This window comes from Bradyrhizobium sp. Leo114 (genome assembly GCF_055229415.2).
Genome location: NZ_JBUYEN020000039.1, coordinates 16317 through 33278, shown reverse-complemented (window position 1 = coordinate 33278; position 16962 = coordinate 16317). Strand labels below are relative to the sequence as shown.

Here is a 16962-nt window from a genome sequence, read left to right as displayed (position 1 = left end):
ATGAATCTCGATCAGGGTGGAGATAGCGAAACGCGGTTTGGGGAGTATGTAGCCGGTCTTGGAAGCGTGATCGGCCACGTGGAGCGGACGAGACCGCTGCGCGACTATTGCACGGGCCTGATGCTGCCTGGGGAACGCAAGAGCGTTGAGCCGATGGCGGCGCGGACGGCTCCAGCGCGGACGGCGGCACAGCACCAGTCGTTGCTGCATTTTGTCGCCAACGCGGCTTGGTCGGACGAGGGCGTGCTGGCCAAGGTGCGCGAGATGGTGCTGCCGGCGACCGAGAAGAGCGGAACGATCGAGGCCTGGATCATCGATGACACCTCGTTCCCCAAGCAAGGCAAGCATTCGGTCGGCGTGCACCACCAATATTGCGGGCAGCTCGGCAAGCAGGCCAATTGCCAGGTCGCGGTGTCGCGGTGTCGCTGTCGGTTGCCAATCTTGCCGCCAGCCTTCCGGTGGCCTATCGGCTGTACCTGCCGGAAGCCTGGACGAAGGATCGTGCCCGGCGGAAGAAGGCAGGCGTGCCGAAGCAGATCAAGTTCAGGACCAAGCCGCAGATCGCGCTGGAGCAAATCCGCTGGGCCTGCGAGAGCGGTCTGCCACGCGGCGTCGCGTTGATGGATGCGGCCTACGGCAGGGACGCGCGGCTGCGTGCAGGCATGACGGAGTTGGGCGTACCTTACGTGGTCGGCATCGTGCCGACCATCTTGATGTGGGCCCCTGGCAGTGGCCCACGGCGGATGGACAAGCCGATGAACAACACCGGCCGCCGCGACGAGCCCGAACTGGTCTCGGCCAAAAAAGTGGCACTCGGTTTACCGAAGCAGGCCTGGCGCACGGTGACGTGGCGGGAAGGCTCGGCCGACCAGCTATCCTCGCGCTTCGCGCGTGTGCGTGTCCGCGTCGGGTACAACAAACTGATCCCCGAGAAGCTGTCGCCTGAGTGGCTGTTGATCGAATGGCCGGAGGGCGAAGCAGAGCCAACCAAATACTGGCTCTCCACGCTGCCGGAGAACGTCAGCTTCACGCAGCTCGTCGATCTGGCCAAGCTGCGCTGGCGCATCGAGCGCGACTATCAGGAACTCAAGCAGGAGGTCGGGCTCGGTCACTACGAAGGGCGCGGCTGGCGTGGCTTCCATCATCACGCCACCCTGTGCATCGCGGCGTACGGCTTTCTCATCGCCGAACAGGCGACGATTCACCCCTCAGGACCTCGTTCTGCCGCGCCAATCCAGGTCTCTCCCTTACCCGACAATTATCGACCCAGAGGATCTGCCCTTGCGGCCTGAACGCCACGTCCCGAACTCGATCGCAACCATGCGCGTGCGGCTGAGCCGGGCCCTCAGCAAAACGGTCATACGATGCCCTTGTTGCGGCGCCGTCGCAGCATCATGCACGCCCAGAAAAATCATAACGCAGTAAGATTAGTTCGAGCTACTGCCGCGAGGCGTTTTTCGTCTGAATCCGCCGAGAGTCCCGGCAGAATCACTCGGTCTCATGTCGCGCCGCCCTTCAAGGAACGGTAGTTCCTTGGGACGGCTTAACCCCACAAGCCCGCTATTAGTCTTCGATGGTGCAGCCTATGCTACCTTCTAGGCCGCGTGTGCGGTCTGCAATCTCGTCCAGCGCCGCCCGCAATGGGCCCCGCTTCTTGCCGCGGTCGGATGCGGAGAAGCCCTCCCATGCCGCGTGGCCTCGCAAATGGGGCGCGAGGGTCTCGAGGTGCGCTCCATTGCCGTTGCCGAGCGCCCGGCCAGGTCGGATGTTCGAGCAAGACCAACAATGCGGGATGGCTTTGCGACTCGCTTTCCAGTTCGTTGCGCTCGAATATGAGACTTTGACGTGCTGCCCCCGAAAAGCCGCTCGCGTCAGGCGGGGATTGGCTGCGACGCAGATTTCACCGTTCCTGTGGTTGAGGCTAACGGAAATCACGTTGCTCGTAGAAGGTTGAGACTCTCTTTCGCTCCTGCCAGCGTCGCGCCACTCTGCGGATCTTTATACCCGGCATCGATCAGCAGGCCTCGAAATGGTACGATTGCTTAACAGCGGAACGCGAACAGATCTGCGGATGAAATGGCAAGGATGACTTCATCGATGTCGAGTCTCCTCGAAGCATCTATCTGCTCTCTTACGTCCTTCGGGCAACCTGAGAAGGCAAAGCGCCAAACCAATTCGTTGGGAATTAGCCAAGCAAGTTCCGTCACAAGCTGCGGTTGGCGCTCGTCGTTGTCCGGCCGTAATTGCGAGCGAAGCGAAGCAATCCCGAGCCTCACCTGTGACTCCGGATTGCTTCGTGGCTTCGTTCCCGCAATGGCGCTCCATCACACCGGCCGGCCGCGCTCGATAATCTCGGCAGCACCTCTGGCGAGCAGCTCCATTCCCACTGCGCGGCCGAGTTCGCGCGGGCGGCTTGCTCGACCAACACGCGAGGCCTCGATGATCCGACCGCCCGCATGATCGAGCACGGATGCGGCGAGCTGCATCTCCGCGCCCGTGACTTCCGCAAATCCCGCGATCGGCGAGTTACAATGGCCATTGAGCACCCACAGCACCTCGCGCTCGGCGTCGGCGCACGCGTGGGTCGTCGCGTCGTCGATCGCTGACAGGATACGGCGCGTCTCGAAATCGCGCGCGGCGCATTCGACTGCGATTATCCCCTGCCCCACTGCCGGCAGCATCTCGGCAATCGAAAATTCGTACGCTATCCGGCTCGTAAGCCTGACGCGCTCAACGCCTGAGCGCGCCATGATCAACGCATCCGCAGGCCCCACCTCACCGCCATCTGGCAGCTTCTGCTTTGCGCCCTGGTCAAGCTTGCGCACGCGGCTGTCGGCGGCGCCGCGGAAATGGATGACCTCGATCTCCGGAAACAGCCGCCGCACATAGGCCGCGCGGCGGACGGAGTTGGTGCCGATCTCGAATCCCTTGCCACGCGTGCGTTTGAGCTCGTCGACCGAGGTGCCCGGCCGCAGCACCAGGACGTCGCCGGGCGGATCGCGCGAGAGCGTCGCGCCGATCACAAGCCCGGGCGTGTCCTCATTGCCCGGCACGTCCTTAAGCGAATGCATCGCGGCGTGGAGCCTTCCGCTAAGCACCGCCTCGCGAATCTGCGCCACGAAGGCCCCACCTTTGCCGCCATGCGGCAAGAGCTTGCCAACCTGGTCGATATCGCCCGTGGTCTCGAACTTGACGATTTCGACCTCGGTGCCGACGGCTTTCAGGCGTCGTGCGATCTCCTCAGTCTGGGTGATCGCCATTGCGCTTTTGCGCGTGCCGAGCCGCAATCGATCCGATAGCATACGTATCCCATTCAAGGCCCGCGGGCCTCACTCCCGCAGGGCGCGGCGATCGCAGGCGGCCAGCACCGTGCCCCGGTGCCGACCCGGCTTTCCCCCGCCGAACTCTCCCGGGCACGATTCCGCATCGATAACGCGGCTGCGCGGCTCTAGAATCGGCTGTGCCATTCATCGAGCTCCCGCTAATCGGCCGCTGCTCGTCAGTTCTTTGCCAAAGATTTGAGGTGGCGGACAAATCCGAGCACATCGTCGGGCATCAGACGGCCGATCGCGCGGGTCGAATACACGGCCGTCACCACCCGGCCTTCGGGATTGAGGACGAAGCCAGTTGCCTGGAGACAGACGGGATCGTCATTGACGAAGGCGCCGGTGACTGCGGAAACCGCTCGCGCGTTGGCGCCGTAAGCGACCGGGAAATTGAGCTTGTGCTTTTCGACGAGCATCTCCGACTTTTCCCGATCGTCTACCGATACAGAGACGACCTTGAGGCGTTCCCCAGCGAATTTGTCCGCCGCTCTCGCAAAAGCGGCAAGCTGAGCATTGCAGTACGGACACCAGGAACCGCGGTGGAATAGGACCACACCGAACCAACCGGCGAGATCGGCAGGCAAATGGATTTCGCCGCCACCGACGCGAGCAAAGGTAAGAGAGGGAAAGACATCGCCATTTTGCAGCATCACAATTGCACTCCATGTTTGAACTATTTGGCGCTCAAGGCGCCGAATGATCTTTTATCGCTTCCTCTAGCGCCGGCTTCAAACCGAGCAAGCGCTCATCGACCGCAACCGGGTTCTCGCGATTGAGCGCGATCATCCGAGCCGGGACCCGGCCGCTACGGATCACCTCGGACGCCGATTTCGATGCCTTCTGCGATGGCGTCGGCAACGGCGGAGGCCGGTTGGCGCGTAAAGCCAGGTTCGGGCCCGGCGGGGTTTGACTTCATCATTTGCATATCCGTCTCGCCGGGATAGAGAGGACATGGATGCCCTCCCTTTTCAACTCGCGCCGCGGCGGTTCGCCGAAATAGGCAAGCCGAGCCTTTAGCGTGGCATAGGTCTCGTAGAACGGCGCGCCGACCGGCGCGATACCGGAGGAAACATTCACCATCATGGCGTCGCCGCTGTTGCGGATCACTAGCGGTGCCGCCCGCGTCAGCAGGATCGGTGCGGTCACGTCGATTAGGGCCTGCAGCTCGGGCTCCGTCCGTGTTCTCCCGACGACCGACCCGCACCGCGCTGGCGTTGTTCACAAGGGCATCAAGGCCGGCGAGAGCGGCAAGAGCCTGTTCGAGCGTCGCGGCGCAGCCGTCGGCCGTCGCGACATCAGACGCTATGCCGTGCATCTCGGCGCTCCCGGTTTGCATCGGTCGAATGACTTTGGCGACGACTTCCCTGCGGCGTCCGCTGATCGCCACTTTCGCTCCCTTCGCCAACCACTGGGATCTCAACCCTCCTCACGTTCAGGACAACGTGGCTCTCACCGATTGATAGGTGCCGGACGGCCGCCCAATTCCACCAATACACCCGCAGTTGCCCGCAAGAACGGGAGTTACATCCAGGAACAAGGTAACTTCGCTGCCCCCCGAGAGCGGGACGACTTCAACTACGTCGTTGCTTTGCATCTCGAGTCTCCCGGCTTCTCAATCCGGCATCGCGTCTCGGTCGCCGCACTGGACGTTTCGGTACGACGATGCGTTGGAGAATGACTTTGCAACGCCGGCGAGGGAAATCACCTTTCGCCATAGAGTCGATAGACGATGGTTATTGCTGCTCGCCGTGCCGCGTGATCCGGTTGCGAGGAATGCCACGCTTGAGGGCGCGGCCCTTCAAAGCGCGCGCGAAAAGTACTTCGACTATATTGCTGGTGCTAGCCTTGACCGAAGCGAACCGATCGAAAGCGATGAGCAGGCCCGGGCCGAAATTGCCAGTGATCTTTCCGAAGCCCTGGACGATACCCTCCACAATCACACCGATAAGCTGAACAAGTTGAGAGAGCTCCATGTCTTTGGCCAGCTCAGCCACAACGAGAAGGGGAACCTGATCGCGCCTGGTTCTCTCGATGAATCCGGCAAGCCGGCCGAGTTCTCGATGATGGAACAGCAGATGCGTGCGATCTACGCCAATGCCGTCAAGCTTTTGGCGCGCTTCGGGGCAACGCTGGACAATGTCGTCGAGGAGACGCTCTATGTCCTCGATGTCGACGCCGCATTCGCCGCCGCGGGCAAGGCGCACAAGGAGGCCTACGGCGCGGCACGACCTCAGTGCGCCAGTAACCTGATCGGCGTGACGAGACTGGCCTTTCCTGAACAGCTCATCGAAATCACCTTCAAGGCTGCGCTGTCGGGGTAGAAGCGAAGCCGCGGTGATCTCCGCCACATCGGCGGAGCCAAAGTCGTTCCCCAAAGCCCTCTATCAATCGCGTAGCTTTTTGATCGACTTCACGCAGTGCGTCATGAATGCGTATATTCGTCCTGACTTGCGGATATCCGGATGGATCAGCAACCGCAGCTCATCGTTGAGCGCTAGCTCCACTGCCTCAACACGTATGACATCACCAAGCATGCGGCGCAGGTAACAGACGCCCAGACCCGCAACGATCGCGGCCGCGACGCCGACAAGCTGAACCCGTCCGGTAGGCGATGTTGTCGTGGTGTACACGTTCTTCAATGAATTTGGACGCTTCGAGGCCGGAGAGGGTCCCAGTGTAGGATACCCATTGGCAATCAAACAGCGCGCCAGTGCCGGGCCAGGAACGCAACAGAGTTGGAAAGGCAGACATAGGGCCGGGCTTCATGGTGCGGAAGATCACCTACTATAAGGATGCTCCGAATAAGGCGACCTATGAAGAATTTCGAAACCGGCGCTCGGCGGACTCCGCCTCTCTCCCGATGGCACGATCCCCCCACCCTCCATGGTAGAGGTCGACGCCGCGGCAAACGCTACCCCAGCCGTGCTACTCGAGTAGGGCGAACCCGATACTGTCGAAGCGCAGACTTCTGTCGATACTGCTTATGCGGACGCCATACCGCCTGCGAGATGGGCGGCGCCGAGCACGGACGCGGCACCCTGTCGCCGGAGCGGCTCCTATAGAGTTTAGGTCGAACGCGGATGACGGCGTTTCCGCCTCCCCTCCATCTCTGCCAAAGGCTGAGCCAAGGCCGACTGCGGAGGCTGAGGTGAGGTCGCTGCCGGATCAAACACGCGCTGATCGGCCTATTTTGAATCCGAAGGCGCCTAACGCGACGACGGAAGACGCGCTTAGGCCATTGCCCACCCTTGTCGGCGACCGACGCCGGAGGCGACAACTATGCTAAAGCACACGACAAACCCACTGCGGTTTCAATCGCGGCCCGGCAACAAGCGCGCGTCAATCGCAGCCCTCCTCGCTTCGATTGATCAGGAGGTGGAAGCTGGTGCCGGGTCCTGAGCGCCGACGGCAGGCGCCCGGCGAGACAACGGGAGCTTCTGTCGCCGCGATCGAGGCGTTGTAGGGATCGATGCGACGCCTCCCCGCGAGATTTTCGCCAACAGCTCCGTCAGCGGCCCGCGCGCCGCGCCGCGTGCTGCTGTAGGGAGGACTGCCACCAGCCCCCGCTCCTCGAAATCGACGTTTCTATTTACAGAGACCTCTAAGCCCGATCAGCGGGAAGCATATGTTTGTACTGCACCGTCTATTTTCCCGCACAACGTCGATGGCATCGATTCCATAGCCACAAGTCATTGGACCGTCGACTTTCGCCGTCCTATTTTTTGTTTGTTTGCGAGGAGATCGAAGGATGAACGCGTACAAAAACCTCGAGGCGGTATCGCCGCTAACGCTTAGTGCCGGATCACGCATCAAGACGGCAAGCAGGGACTCGTTTCGGAACGAGTACTGGGACAACAAAGAGCCGGAACTCTACGCCGAGGTGGTGTCGGGCGAGCCATTATTCGCGTGCGCCGACAAATTCGACAGCGGTACCGGTTGTCGGTCTAGACCGCAGTCCCGCCTGCGCTTTCCTTCACCGATTTCGAGGGAGGAATGTAGAGAACCTCTTTGTTGTCGGTGCATCCGTCCTTACCCGATAAGCCCTTAGAGGCATGCGCGCGCGTCGACTCGACGACGACCTCAACAGTTAGGTTGCGCGGCTGCGCCACCGCTGATCCCGATCTAAAAAGGATGTTCCAATGAAAGGCGGAGTGTTTATCGCGGTGCTCGTACTTACGGGAGTAACCACGAATCTCAGCTACGCACAGGACGCCGAGCACGGACAAACCATCTTCAAAGCTTGCGCAGCATGCCATGCGACGGATCATGCCAATCGCGTCGGGCCGGGCCTGGAAGGAATCATTGGCAGGAAGGCGGCCACGGCTCCTGGCTTCAGCTACAGTAGCGCGATGAAGCAGTCCGGCATTGTGTGGGATGCGAAGACCCTCGATGCGTATCTGGAATCGCCACAGAAGGTGGTTCCCGGAAATAGAATGGCCTACACAGGGCTGAAGAACCCGACGGACCGGACGGACCTCGTTACTTATCTTGCTACGTTGAAGTAGCGACTCGTTGAGCGAGGCGTCAGCAAGATGTCATCCATTTGGACGTTACGTCGCTACGCAGCTGCGGCCGACGCAGGCGACCGGACCCACCAGGCGATTTGACCTGACCTTTGAGTTTTCAATGCAGACCAAATCGGAATTCCGGTTTTGGAAGGCAGCAAGACAATGATCGGACAACTGACCAAGGCTGAACGTCAATACGCGCTATTGATCCTGCTCGCGCTCGCGCTGTGTGGATTGATATTTGGCATAGCAGGCAAGGACGATCCGCTCGGCATTCACGGCGCGCTCATCGGGGTCGCAGCGCTTGCCGGGATATTCAAAGTCATTTCGGTCTACTACGATCCTGAACCCGGCGACGAACGCCTCAACCGCTATTACGACGATCCGACGAGATTCGGCATTATTCTCGCGATGATATGGGCCGTGTTCGGCCTCTTTATAGGTGACTGGGTGGCGTGGCTCTTGGTGAAGCCCGACTTCACTTTTGATGCCGGTTGGGCCAGCTTCGGGCGGCTGCGTCCCGTTCACACCACCAGCGTGCTCTTCGGCTTCGGCGGCAACGCACTGATCGCCACATCCTACTACGTACTACAGCGGACCTCGCGCGCGCGCCTGCCCGATCAGCTCAGCCCGTGGTTCGTTCTGCTCGGCTACAATCTGTTCTGTGTGCTCGCCGTTACTGGCTACATGATGGGTATCACCCAGTCCAAGGAATACGCGGAGCCAGAATGGTACGCGGATATCTGGCTGCTGGTGGTGTGGGTCGTATACTTCGCCATCTATCTGCGCACGCTCGCACGACGCAAGGAACCGCACATCTATGTGGCCAATTGGTACTACATGGCCTTCATCCTGGTGATTGCGATCCTGCACATCGTCAACAACCTCGCCGTCCCCGTCTCGTTCGGCAGCGCCAAGAGCTACTCGCTGTTCTCCGGAGTGCAGGATGCCATGACCGAATGGTGGTACGGTCACAATGCCGTCGCTTTCTTCCTCACCGCCGGCTTCCTCGGCATGATGTACTACTTCGTGCCGGTACGCGCCAGACGGCCGATTTATTCCTACCGGATGTCGATCATCAGCTTTTGGGGCATCACCTTCTTTTACATGTGGGCGGGCTCGCATCACCTGCACTACACGGCGTTACCGCAATGGGTGCAGACGCTGGGCATGACGTTCTCGCTAATGCTGCTGATTCCGTCGTGGGCGTCCGCCGCTAACGCGCTGCTGACGCTGAACGGCGCATGGGACAAGGTGCGGGACGATGCGACGCTGCGCTTCATGATGGTGGCGGCGGTGTTCTATGGTATCACCACCTTCGAAGGATCATTCCTCGCCATCCGACCCGTCAACTCGCTTTCCCACTACACCGACTGGACCGTCGGCCACGTCCATGCCGGCGCGCTCGGATGGGTGGCCATGATCACGTTCGGATCGATCTATGCCATCGTGCCGTGGCTCTGGAAACGCGACCGCATGTATTCGCCGCGGCTCGTCGAGGTGCATTTCTGGCTCGCCCTTGCCGGCGCCGTTGTTTACGTCTTCGCCATGTGGAATTCCGGCATCATCCAGGGGCTGATGTGGCGGACCTACAATGAGAGCGGCACCCTCGCTTATACTTTCGTCGACTCGCTGATTGCGATGCATCCCTACTACATCGCGCGCGCCATCGGCGGTCTGCTGTTCCTGATCGGCGCGATCGTTGGCGCCTACAACATCTGGATGACGATCAGAACCGGCATTCGCAAGGTGCATGAATCTGCAACCGACATGCCATCGCCGGTGCTCGGCGGGACCGTCCTTCAACCGGGAGAGTAAGCCGTGTTCGGACTGCACTATCGGCTCGAACGCAAAGCCATCGGCCTCACTCTCGGCATCATCCTTGTGGCCAGCATCGGCGGCCTCGTAGAAATCGCGCCGCTCTTCACCATCCACCAGACGGTGGAAGACGCGCCCGACATGCGCGTCTACACGCCGCTCGAACTGGCGGGCCGCAACATCTACATCCGCGAAGGCTGCTACGCCTGTCATTCCCAGATGATCCGCACCCTGCGCGATGAGGTCGAACGCTACGGCCCCTACTCGCTCGCGGTTGAATCGAAATACGACCATCCGATGCTGTGGGGCTCGAAGCGCACGGGACCGGACCTCGCACGCATTGGCAGCAAATATTCCGACGAATGGCACGTCGCGCACCTCAACAACCCGCGCGATGTGCTTTCCGTTTCCGTCATGCCCGCCTATTCGTGGTTGCTGAAAACGACGCTGCGCACCGATGATCTCGGCGCGCACCTGAAGGCCCAGCGCGCCATCGGCGTGCCCTACACCGACGACATGATCGCGAATGCGAGCAAGGACGCCTACGGCCAGGCCGCGCCGGAATCACCCTACGCCGATGGCGTCACCCAACGCTACGGCAAGGCCACCAACGTCCGCGCGTTCGACGGCAGGCCTGGCGAACTCACCGAGATGGACGCCCTGGTCGCCTATCTCCAGGTGCTCGGCCACCTGACCGACGCGGCGCACAAATCCGTCGCAAAAGCTGCGAGGTGATCATGGATCTCGGACACGGTACGCTGGTGTGGTTCTCGAAGTCATTCGGCTTGTTCTATCTGATCGCACTCTCGATCATCACCGTCGTCTACGCCTATTGGCCGTCGAACAAAAAGGCGTTCGATCGCGCCGCGAAGTCGGTCCTGCACAACGAGGATGGACCATGGCGGTAGAAGAACGCGACTACTACACCGGTTATCTCACGACCGGGCACGAGTGGAACGGCATCAAGGAATTGAACACACCCGTTCCGCGCGCGGTGTACTTTTTCCTGTTGATTGCTTTTGTCTTTTCGGTCGGCTGCTGGGTGTTGATGCCCGCGTGGCCACTCGGCGTCAGCTACACCAAAGGACTGCTCGGCCTCGACCAACGCAACATCGTACAGGACTCGCTGAAGCGAGCCGCCTTCGGCCGCAGCGCATGGACTAAGCAGATCGAGGCCAAAAGCTTTCAGGAGATTCAAGCCGATCCTGCGCTGATGAACATCGTGCGTCAGACCGGCCGCACCGTGTTCGGCGACAATTGCGCCGCGTGCCATGGGCTCAACGCGCAGGGTGGTCACGGCTTCCCGAACCTGACCACCACCTCATGGCTGTGGGGCGGCGATCCGGACGCCATTGCCGAGACCATCCGCGTCGGCATCAACTCGCCGCATCCTGACAGCCGCACCTCGCAGATGCCGGCTTTCGGCCATGATCAGATTCTCCAGCCAGCTGATATCGACAAGGTGGTGGCCTTCGTGCGCTCGCTCTCCGATCCATCCACCGCGAAGACCGCAAAGCCCGGCGATGTGGACGCTGGCAAGGAGATATTCGCTGCCAATTGCGCTGCATGTCATGGCGAGGATGCTAAGGGCAACAGCGACGTGGGCGCACCGAACCTGACCGATAAGTTCTGGATCTACGGCGGCGACGTGCAGACGATCACGAACACGCTGTGGAATGGACGGCAGGGCCACATGCCGTCATGGGAGGGCCGCCTGACACCGCTCGATCGCAAGATCCTGGCGCTCTACCTTTTCGATGAGAGGATGCCCGCCCCATGAGCAGCGCGGCGGCATCCCATGGTGGGTGGAAGGCGAAGTCCATCGTCTGGCTGTCGATCGGCATCGGACTGATCGTGTTTGCCGCCGCCAATGCGCATCTGCTTTACGTGGCTGTATCCTCACAGCCGGACTGCGTCGCTCATCTCTCGCACGGCGAAGGCAACGGCACCAAGAGCTTCAGCGCGGCGACCTCGTCGTGTTCATCTAAACCCTCCATGACAACCAAAGCGCAGGTGGAATGATCGACATGACCATGATCCCGACCGTCTTGCCTCCGCTTCCCACAAAAAACCGCTGGCATCGCTTACTTGTTCCCGCCGATGCCTTCACATGGCTTACGAAAGGCTGGCACGACCTGACCGTGCAGCCGATGACGAGCCTGAGCTACGGCCTGATGATCTTTCTCGCGTCCGTTGCGATTGTCGACGGCCTGTTTCGCCTAGAGTGGGATTACATCCTATTTCCTGCGTTCGCCGGCTTTATGGTGGTGGGCCCGATCCTCGCAATCGGCCTGTATGAAAAAAGCCGCCGCCTCGCCGCCGGCCTGCCCGTCAATCTCGCGAACATGATCTTCGTCAGGCCGCGATGCGGCGGACAGATCCTGTTCGTGGGCGTCCTGTTGTGCCTTTTGATGATCACATGGATGCGCGCGGCGGTGATCATCTACGCGTTGTGTTTCGGCCTGGTGCCGTTTACCGGCCTCGAGTATATCGCACCGATGCTATTCACCACGCCGGTCGGCTGGGCGATGCTCATTGTCGGAAGCGCCGTCGGCGGACTGTTCGCGGCCTTCTCGTTTGCCATCAGCGCGTTTTCAATTCCCATGATGTTCGACAAGCGCGTTGACGCCCTCACCGCCATGGGCTCGAGTATGGCGCTGGTCTGGAACAACCTGACCGTGATGCTGACCTGGGGTGCCATTGCGCTTGCACTGTTCCTGCTCTCCCTTGCCACTGGAATGCTGGGCCTGATCATCGTGTTTCCCCTGCTCGGGCACGGCACCTGGCACGCCTATAGCGCGATGGCGGTCGAAGCCGCAATATAACGACACGCCGCCGGCGGAATGCCGGCGAAGTGCAGAAACGGAGTGCCGATGAGTTGTTGTGCGCCCAGCGCTGAACTCGCTCTCGCGATGGCCGATCCCCACACCGCGAATGAGGAAGTGTTGCTCGCGAGCCGTATCATCGGCGACGGCGTCCGCCAGACTGACCTCTCGGTGCCGGGCATTCACTGCGGCGGCTGCATCCAGAAGGTCGAAGTGGCCCTCGGCGCGCTTCCCGGCGTGGAAAAAGCGCGGGTCAATCTCTCCTCCAAGCGGGTCGCAATTCGCTGGCAGGCGGACAAACCGCCCGCACCGTTCATCGAGACACTCAACAAAATCGGTTACGAAGCATACCTTCACGATGCGGGCACGGACAAGACCGAGGAGACACTGAAAGAATTGATCCGCGCGCTTGCGGTGGCAGGTTTCGCCGCCAGCAACATCATGCTGCTGTCAGTGTCGGTATGGTCCGGCGCGGACGCCCCGATCCGCGACATGTTTCATTGGATCTCCGCGCTGATCGCTTTCCCCGCGCTGATCTATTCGGGCCGCGTATTCTTTTCTTCCGCTTGGCGCGCGTTGCGCCATGGCCAGACCAATATGGACGTTCCGATTTCCATCGGCGTGCTGCTTGCCTTGGGCATGAGCCTCTACGAAACGTTCCATCATGAAGCGCACGCCTATTTCGACGCCGCAATATCACTGTTGTTCTTTCTCCTGATCGGCCGCACGCTCGATCACATGATGCGCGAGCGCGCACGGACCGCTGTCCGAGGCTTGGCCCGCCTGTCCTCGCGCGGCGCGCTCGTGGTGCAGGACGACGGCACCCACGCCTATCTGCCGGTGAACGAGATCCGGCCGAATATGCACATCCTGCTGGCGGCGGGCGAGCGCGTGCCGGTCGATGCCCGCGTCGAAACAGGACAATCGGAGATCGACTGCTCGCTGGTCTCCGGCGAGAGCCTGCCGCAGCCGGTTGCACCGGGCGCGGCGCTGTCCGCGGGTACGCTGAACCTGACCGGCCCGCTCACCCTCGTCGCGACGGCTGCCGCGAAAGATTCATTTCTCGCCGAAATGGTACGAATGATGGAAGCGGCCGAAGCCGGGCGCTCGGTCTACCGGCGCGTTGCGGACAGCGCCTCGCGGCTTTATGCGCCGGTCGTGCATGTCACCGCACTCCTGACATTCATCGGCTGGATGATCGTGGAAGGCGACCTGCATCGCGCGGCAACCATCGCCATCGCGGTGCTGATCATCACCTGCCCCTGCGCGCTCGGCCTTGCCGTGCCCATGGTGCAGGTCGTTGCCGCGCGGCATTTGTTCGAGAGCGGCGTCATAGTCAAGGACGGCGGCGCGTTGGAGCGCATCGCCAAAGTCGACACCGTAATCTTTGACAAGACTGGAACGCTGACCATGGATCGGCTCCGGCTCATGAATCGCAATGACATCGATCTCGCGGCGCTGGCGATCGCCGCTTCGATCGCGGCCCATTCACGTCATCCCTACTCGCGCGCGCTGGTCGCCGCGGGACGCGACAATGCCGTCACGCCTGTGGCGCTGAACGATCTTTCAGAGCAGCCGGGCGCTGGAATGCAGGCCACCATCGGCACGACGACCTACAGGCTGGGCCGGGCGGACTGGGCGCTGACGGCGGCAGCCGAACAGTCGGCCACCACCGGCGTTGTCCTCTCCGAGAACGGGCGGCTGCGCGCGACCTTCCGTTTCGATAGCGATCTTCGCCCGGACGTCCGCGAGGCCGTGCTTGCCATGTCCAATCAAGCATGCCGCGTCGAGATCATGTCTGGCGACCGAGACGAACCGGTACGCCATCTTGCATCGGACCTCGGACTTGCCTACCGCGCCGGCGTCTCGCCCGCGGACAAAGCGAAACACATCGCTGATCTGACGGAGGCAGGACACCGCGTGCTGATGGTCGGCGACGGTCTCAACGACGCGCCTGCCCTCGCCGCCGCCCATGCATCCATGGCTCCGGCCACCGCCGCCGATGTCGGACGCAATGCCGCCGACCTCGTCTTCCTGCACGACAGTCTTCTCGCCGTGGCGCAGGCCATTGCGGTTGCGCGCAATGCGCGGCAGCTCGTGCGCCAGAATCTCATCCTCGCCATCGGCTACAATGCCATTGCAGTGCCCATCGCGATCCTCGGCCATGTGACACCGCTGGTGGCGGCGGTGGCGATGTCGACCTCGTCACTGCTCGTGATCGCCAATGCCCTGCGACTGCAGGGCTGGCGCTCGCGCAAAGAGCCGCGCGGGCGCGCGCCCGCTGGCGATATCTCCGGCCGGGCACTTGCGATGGAGAAAGCCCGATGACAGATTACTTCTTCCTGATTCCCGTTGCGCTCGCGCTCGGCGCCATAGCGCTCGGCGCGTTCATGTGGTCGCTGCGAAGCGGCCAATATGACGATCTTGCGGGCGCCGCCGAACGAATCCTGTTCGAAAGTCGCGATGGGCCTGACAACACAGCGAGGGCGCACGGGGACAAGCCGAGTCACCGCAACTAGTTGTTCAGTCCCGATGTGAGGTGGATTGGATCGTATCTGAATCGCCCGGGATTGTCGGTCCAAGCTTTGCTGTTCGCTCATAGGGTGTGGTGTGAAGCCTTGTAAGTCTTCAATCGGTTGGCGAAGTTGTAGGAAACGAGGAATGCCGCGAGGTGATCGCGGAGCTGGATCCTCTTAGTGATAGCGTCGGACGGTCGCCTCCTTGAGGGTGCGGTTCATTCGCTCGACCTGACCATTGCTCCAGGGAGAATTAGGCTGGCTCAGCCGATGTTCAATGCCATGGCTCCGGCAGGCGCGATCAAAGGGATGGCCACGCCATCTGGCGGTAGGTCCCTCGCCGGTTTCTGGGCAGTAGATCGGCGAACTGAATGACGTCGTCGGTGAGCGCAGTGTGGATCTCATACGGCACCGCGTGAATATACCTAGTTCGGCCGCAACCACTACTCGGTCGGCCGCAACTGGATATTTGTTCAGCGTCTTCAATCGAAGGCAACGAAGATCGAACCGATCAAGAGCCAGATCAGGTGAGCACGGAAGGGCCCTTCACCCGCAGGCTGGATGTCTACGCGAGATGGCATTGCCCCGCTGTGCCGAAGCCGAGCTGATATGGGCCTGAGGCTTTTGGACGTGGCAGGCGACCCGCCAGCGCCCTACAGCACCCCGATGATGTAAGGCTACGCGTGGCGACTGCAACAGCGTCATGGCCGGGCTTGTTCCCACCATCCACGACTTCGCGTCACTTCAGCAACGGCGGCTGGATGCCCGCGACAAGCTCGGGCATGAGGAGGCGGGACCGGAGCCTGTGATTTGGACCAAGGCGCCCGCACCTTGTGCTTCAGCCTTGCCAACATTGTCTCTGTTTGAGGCAGGGGCAGATACGCGGCGGAGTTTGTCCAGCGCACTCGTCCAGTCGCGAACGCGAGCGACCTTGATAAAGGCGTCAAGCGCCGGCGAATACTGCCTCCCCGCCACGGCCAAAAGCTGCACCTCGCGCCGGACAGGGTCGCCTTCAATTGGAATAGCGGCGAGCGACGGCAGCCTGGGAGCGTGCTCTGGCGCCAGGATGGCTCCAAAACCAGCGGATGCCATTTGCTGAAGATGCCTTTCCTGGGCGCTCCTGTGCACAACTTTAGGGCCTGGATGGTCGACAAAACAAGCCTGCTTGAATCGGCCTGCGACGTCGCATCCGACCCTTTCGAGAAATACCGCCTCATGCAAGTCTTGGAGCGGGATAACGGTTTGCCTCGCCATCGGATGTTTCCGCGACAGGACGAGCACGTATCGTTCCTCGAACAGTGGCCAGCGATCGATACGCTCAGGTAGCTCCACGGCGTCACCGACGAGCGCGGCATTGATCTCGCCATCCAAAAGCATCGCAACGAGCCCGTTGGCATCCGCCTCCCGCAGATCGAGTCGAAGGTCAGGGATGATCCTGGCGAGCTCCAACAGCAATTCCGTGATGAGTGCGGCGGAGACCGACGGCACCAGCCCGATCTTAAGCGGAGCTATTGTCTTCTTTTGATAGCCTCGCGCCTGAAGCCGCACCGCCTCCGCGGCCGCAAATATTTTTTCCAGCGTGGGCAAAATCATCTTGCCCAGCTCGGTCAGCTGGGTGAGGTGACGTTCACGGTGAATCAACGTGCCACCGAGTTCTTCCTCCAGCTTTTGTATGGCCTTTGTCAGCGCCGGCTGCGTCACATTGCATTGCTTCGCAGCCTGCGTAAAATTGAGCGTCTTTGCTAGGGCTAAGAAATATCGCACCTGATAAAGCTGCAGCCGCATACTCATACTCGAAAGTTTTGCTGTGGTTCGGACTCTTTCCAGGTTCGTTGCCATTGTAGGCAGGGCGATGGTCAAGCGGTTTGTCGCGGAGCTTCCGCGGAAACAGATATTGCCTGCCGGCTCGGAATTGTCGACCCGCGCCTTGCGAAAATGTTTCTGATCTTGCGGTAAAGTGTTCTGACCG

The 16962-nt window shown here is 61.2% G+C and carries 16 protein-coding genes and 3 pseudogenes; 12 read left to right on the top strand and 7 right to left on the bottom strand.

Features of this window, described 5'->3' with window-relative positions; all coding sequences use genetic code 11:
• Positions 1 to 1292 (top strand): annotated as a pseudogene (locus ACZIRK_RS34060) (IS701 family transposase).
• 1032 nt (positions 1293 to 2324) lie between these two features.
• Here the strand turns inward: ACZIRK_RS34060 and hemC are convergent.
• The 4 genes and pseudogenes from hemC to ACZIRK_RS34040 form a co-directional block, all read right to left on the bottom strand.
• Positions 2325 to 3302, bottom strand: a complete 978-nt coding sequence (hemC, locus tag ACZIRK_RS34055) for a hydroxymethylbilane synthase (protein WP_130224838.1) — start codon at positions 3300 to 3302, stop codon at positions 2325 to 2327.
• 197 nt (positions 3303 to 3499) lie between these two features.
• Positions 3500 to 3976, bottom strand: coding sequence for a redoxin domain-containing protein (locus ACZIRK_RS34050; protein ID WP_028164538.1), 477 nt, complete (start codon positions 3974 to 3976; stop codon positions 3500 to 3502).
• A gap of 265 nt (positions 3977 to 4241) precedes the next feature.
• Positions 4242 to 4472, bottom strand: a complete 231-nt coding sequence (locus ACZIRK_RS34045) for an SDR family oxidoreductase (protein ID WP_028164537.1) — start codon at positions 4470 to 4472, stop codon at positions 4242 to 4244.
• Between the two features lie 49 nt (positions 4473 to 4521).
• Positions 4522 to 4731, bottom strand: a pseudogene (locus tag ACZIRK_RS34040) (SDR family NAD(P)-dependent oxidoreductase); the annotation flags it as partial.
• Positions 4732 to 5062: 331 nt separating this feature from the next.
• On the opposite strand from ACZIRK_RS34040, the gene ACZIRK_RS34035 reads away from it, so the two are divergent.
• Entirely contained in the window at positions 5063 to 5647 is a 585-nt protein-coding gene (locus ACZIRK_RS34035; protein WP_349645059.1) for a Rid family hydrolase, read from the top strand.
• A 63-nt stretch (positions 5648 to 5710) separates the two neighbouring features.
• On the opposite strand, the gene ACZIRK_RS34030 is transcribed toward ACZIRK_RS34035, so the two are convergent.
• A complete protein-coding gene (locus tag ACZIRK_RS34030) occupies positions 5711 to 5956 on the bottom strand; it encodes a hypothetical protein (protein WP_207230980.1) in 246 nt (81 codons plus the stop codon).
• A 1202-nt stretch (positions 5957 to 7158) separates the two neighbouring features.
• Here ACZIRK_RS34030 and ACZIRK_RS34025 point away from each other — a divergent pair.
• The 10 genes and pseudogenes from ACZIRK_RS34025 to ccoS all read left to right on the top strand — a co-directional run.
• Positions 7159 to 7263, top strand: a pseudogene (locus tag ACZIRK_RS34025) (peptide-methionine (R)-S-oxide reductase); the annotation flags it as partial.
• A gap of 202 nt (positions 7264 to 7465) precedes the next feature.
• The gene (locus ACZIRK_RS34020; protein ID WP_028164535.1) at positions 7466 to 7831 is read left to right on the top strand and encodes a c-type cytochrome; all 366 of its coding nucleotides are present in this window, start codon (positions 7466 to 7468) and stop codon (positions 7829 to 7831) included.
• 165 nt (positions 7832 to 7996) lie between these two features.
• Entirely contained in the window at positions 7997 to 9652 is a 1656-nt protein-coding gene (ccoN, locus tag ACZIRK_RS34015; protein ID WP_130224831.1) for a cytochrome-c oxidase, cbb3-type subunit I, read from the top strand.
• Between the two features lie 3 nt (positions 9653 to 9655).
• Positions 9656 to 10387, top strand: coding sequence for a cytochrome-c oxidase, cbb3-type subunit II (gene ccoO, locus ACZIRK_RS34010; RefSeq protein ID WP_130224829.1), 732 nt, complete (start codon positions 9656 to 9658; stop codon positions 10385 to 10387).
• A 2-nt stretch (positions 10388 to 10389) separates the two neighbouring features.
• Positions 10390 to 10560: a CcoQ/FixQ family Cbb3-type cytochrome c oxidase assembly chaperone gene (locus ACZIRK_RS34005; protein ID WP_028164533.1), complete on the top strand. Its 171-nt coding sequence runs from the start codon at positions 10390 to 10392 to the stop codon at positions 10558 to 10560.
• A complete protein-coding gene (gene ccoP, locus ACZIRK_RS34000; protein WP_130224827.1) occupies positions 10551 to 11432 on the top strand; it encodes a cytochrome-c oxidase, cbb3-type subunit III in 882 nt (293 codons plus the stop codon). Before ACZIRK_RS34005 ends, ccoP begins: the two co-directional genes overlap by 10 nt.
• Positions 11429 to 11674 carry a hypothetical protein gene (locus ACZIRK_RS33995; RefSeq protein WP_130224825.1) on the top strand — a complete coding sequence of 82 codons (246 nt, stop codon included), beginning with the start codon at positions 11429 to 11431 and terminating at the stop codon, positions 11672 to 11674. Before ccoP ends, ACZIRK_RS33995 begins: the two co-directional genes overlap by 4 nt.
• A gap of 5 nt (positions 11675 to 11679) precedes the next feature.
• On the top strand, positions 11680 to 12477 hold the full coding sequence (locus ACZIRK_RS33990) for a DUF2189 domain-containing protein (protein WP_474418949.1): 798 nt from the start codon (positions 11680 to 11682) through the stop codon (positions 12475 to 12477).
• A 48-nt stretch (positions 12478 to 12525) separates the two neighbouring features.
• Positions 12526 to 14805, top strand: coding sequence for a heavy metal translocating P-type ATPase (locus ACZIRK_RS33985; protein ID WP_474418942.1), 2280 nt, complete (start codon positions 12526 to 12528; stop codon positions 14803 to 14805).
• Complete coding sequence (ccoS, locus tag ACZIRK_RS33980; protein ID WP_035690432.1) at positions 14802 to 14996, top strand: cbb3-type cytochrome oxidase assembly protein CcoS; 195 nt, start codon at positions 14802 to 14804, stop codon at positions 14994 to 14996. The genes ACZIRK_RS33985 and ccoS overlap by 4 nt, the downstream gene beginning before the upstream one ends.
• 174 nt (positions 14997 to 15170) lie before the next feature.
• On the opposite strand, the gene ACZIRK_RS33975 is transcribed toward ccoS, so the two are convergent.
• Positions 15171 to 15398 (bottom strand): integrase core domain-containing protein, encoded by a 228-nt coding sequence (locus ACZIRK_RS33975; RefSeq protein ID WP_245474615.1) that lies wholly within the window; start codon positions 15396 to 15398, stop codon positions 15171 to 15173.
• Positions 15399 to 15737: 339 nt separating this feature from the next.
• Positions 15738 to 16778 (bottom strand): LysR family transcriptional regulator, encoded by a 1041-nt coding sequence (locus tag ACZIRK_RS33970; protein ID WP_207230979.1) that lies wholly within the window; start codon positions 16776 to 16778, stop codon positions 15738 to 15740.
• Positions 16779 to 16962: the final 184 nt, after the last annotated feature.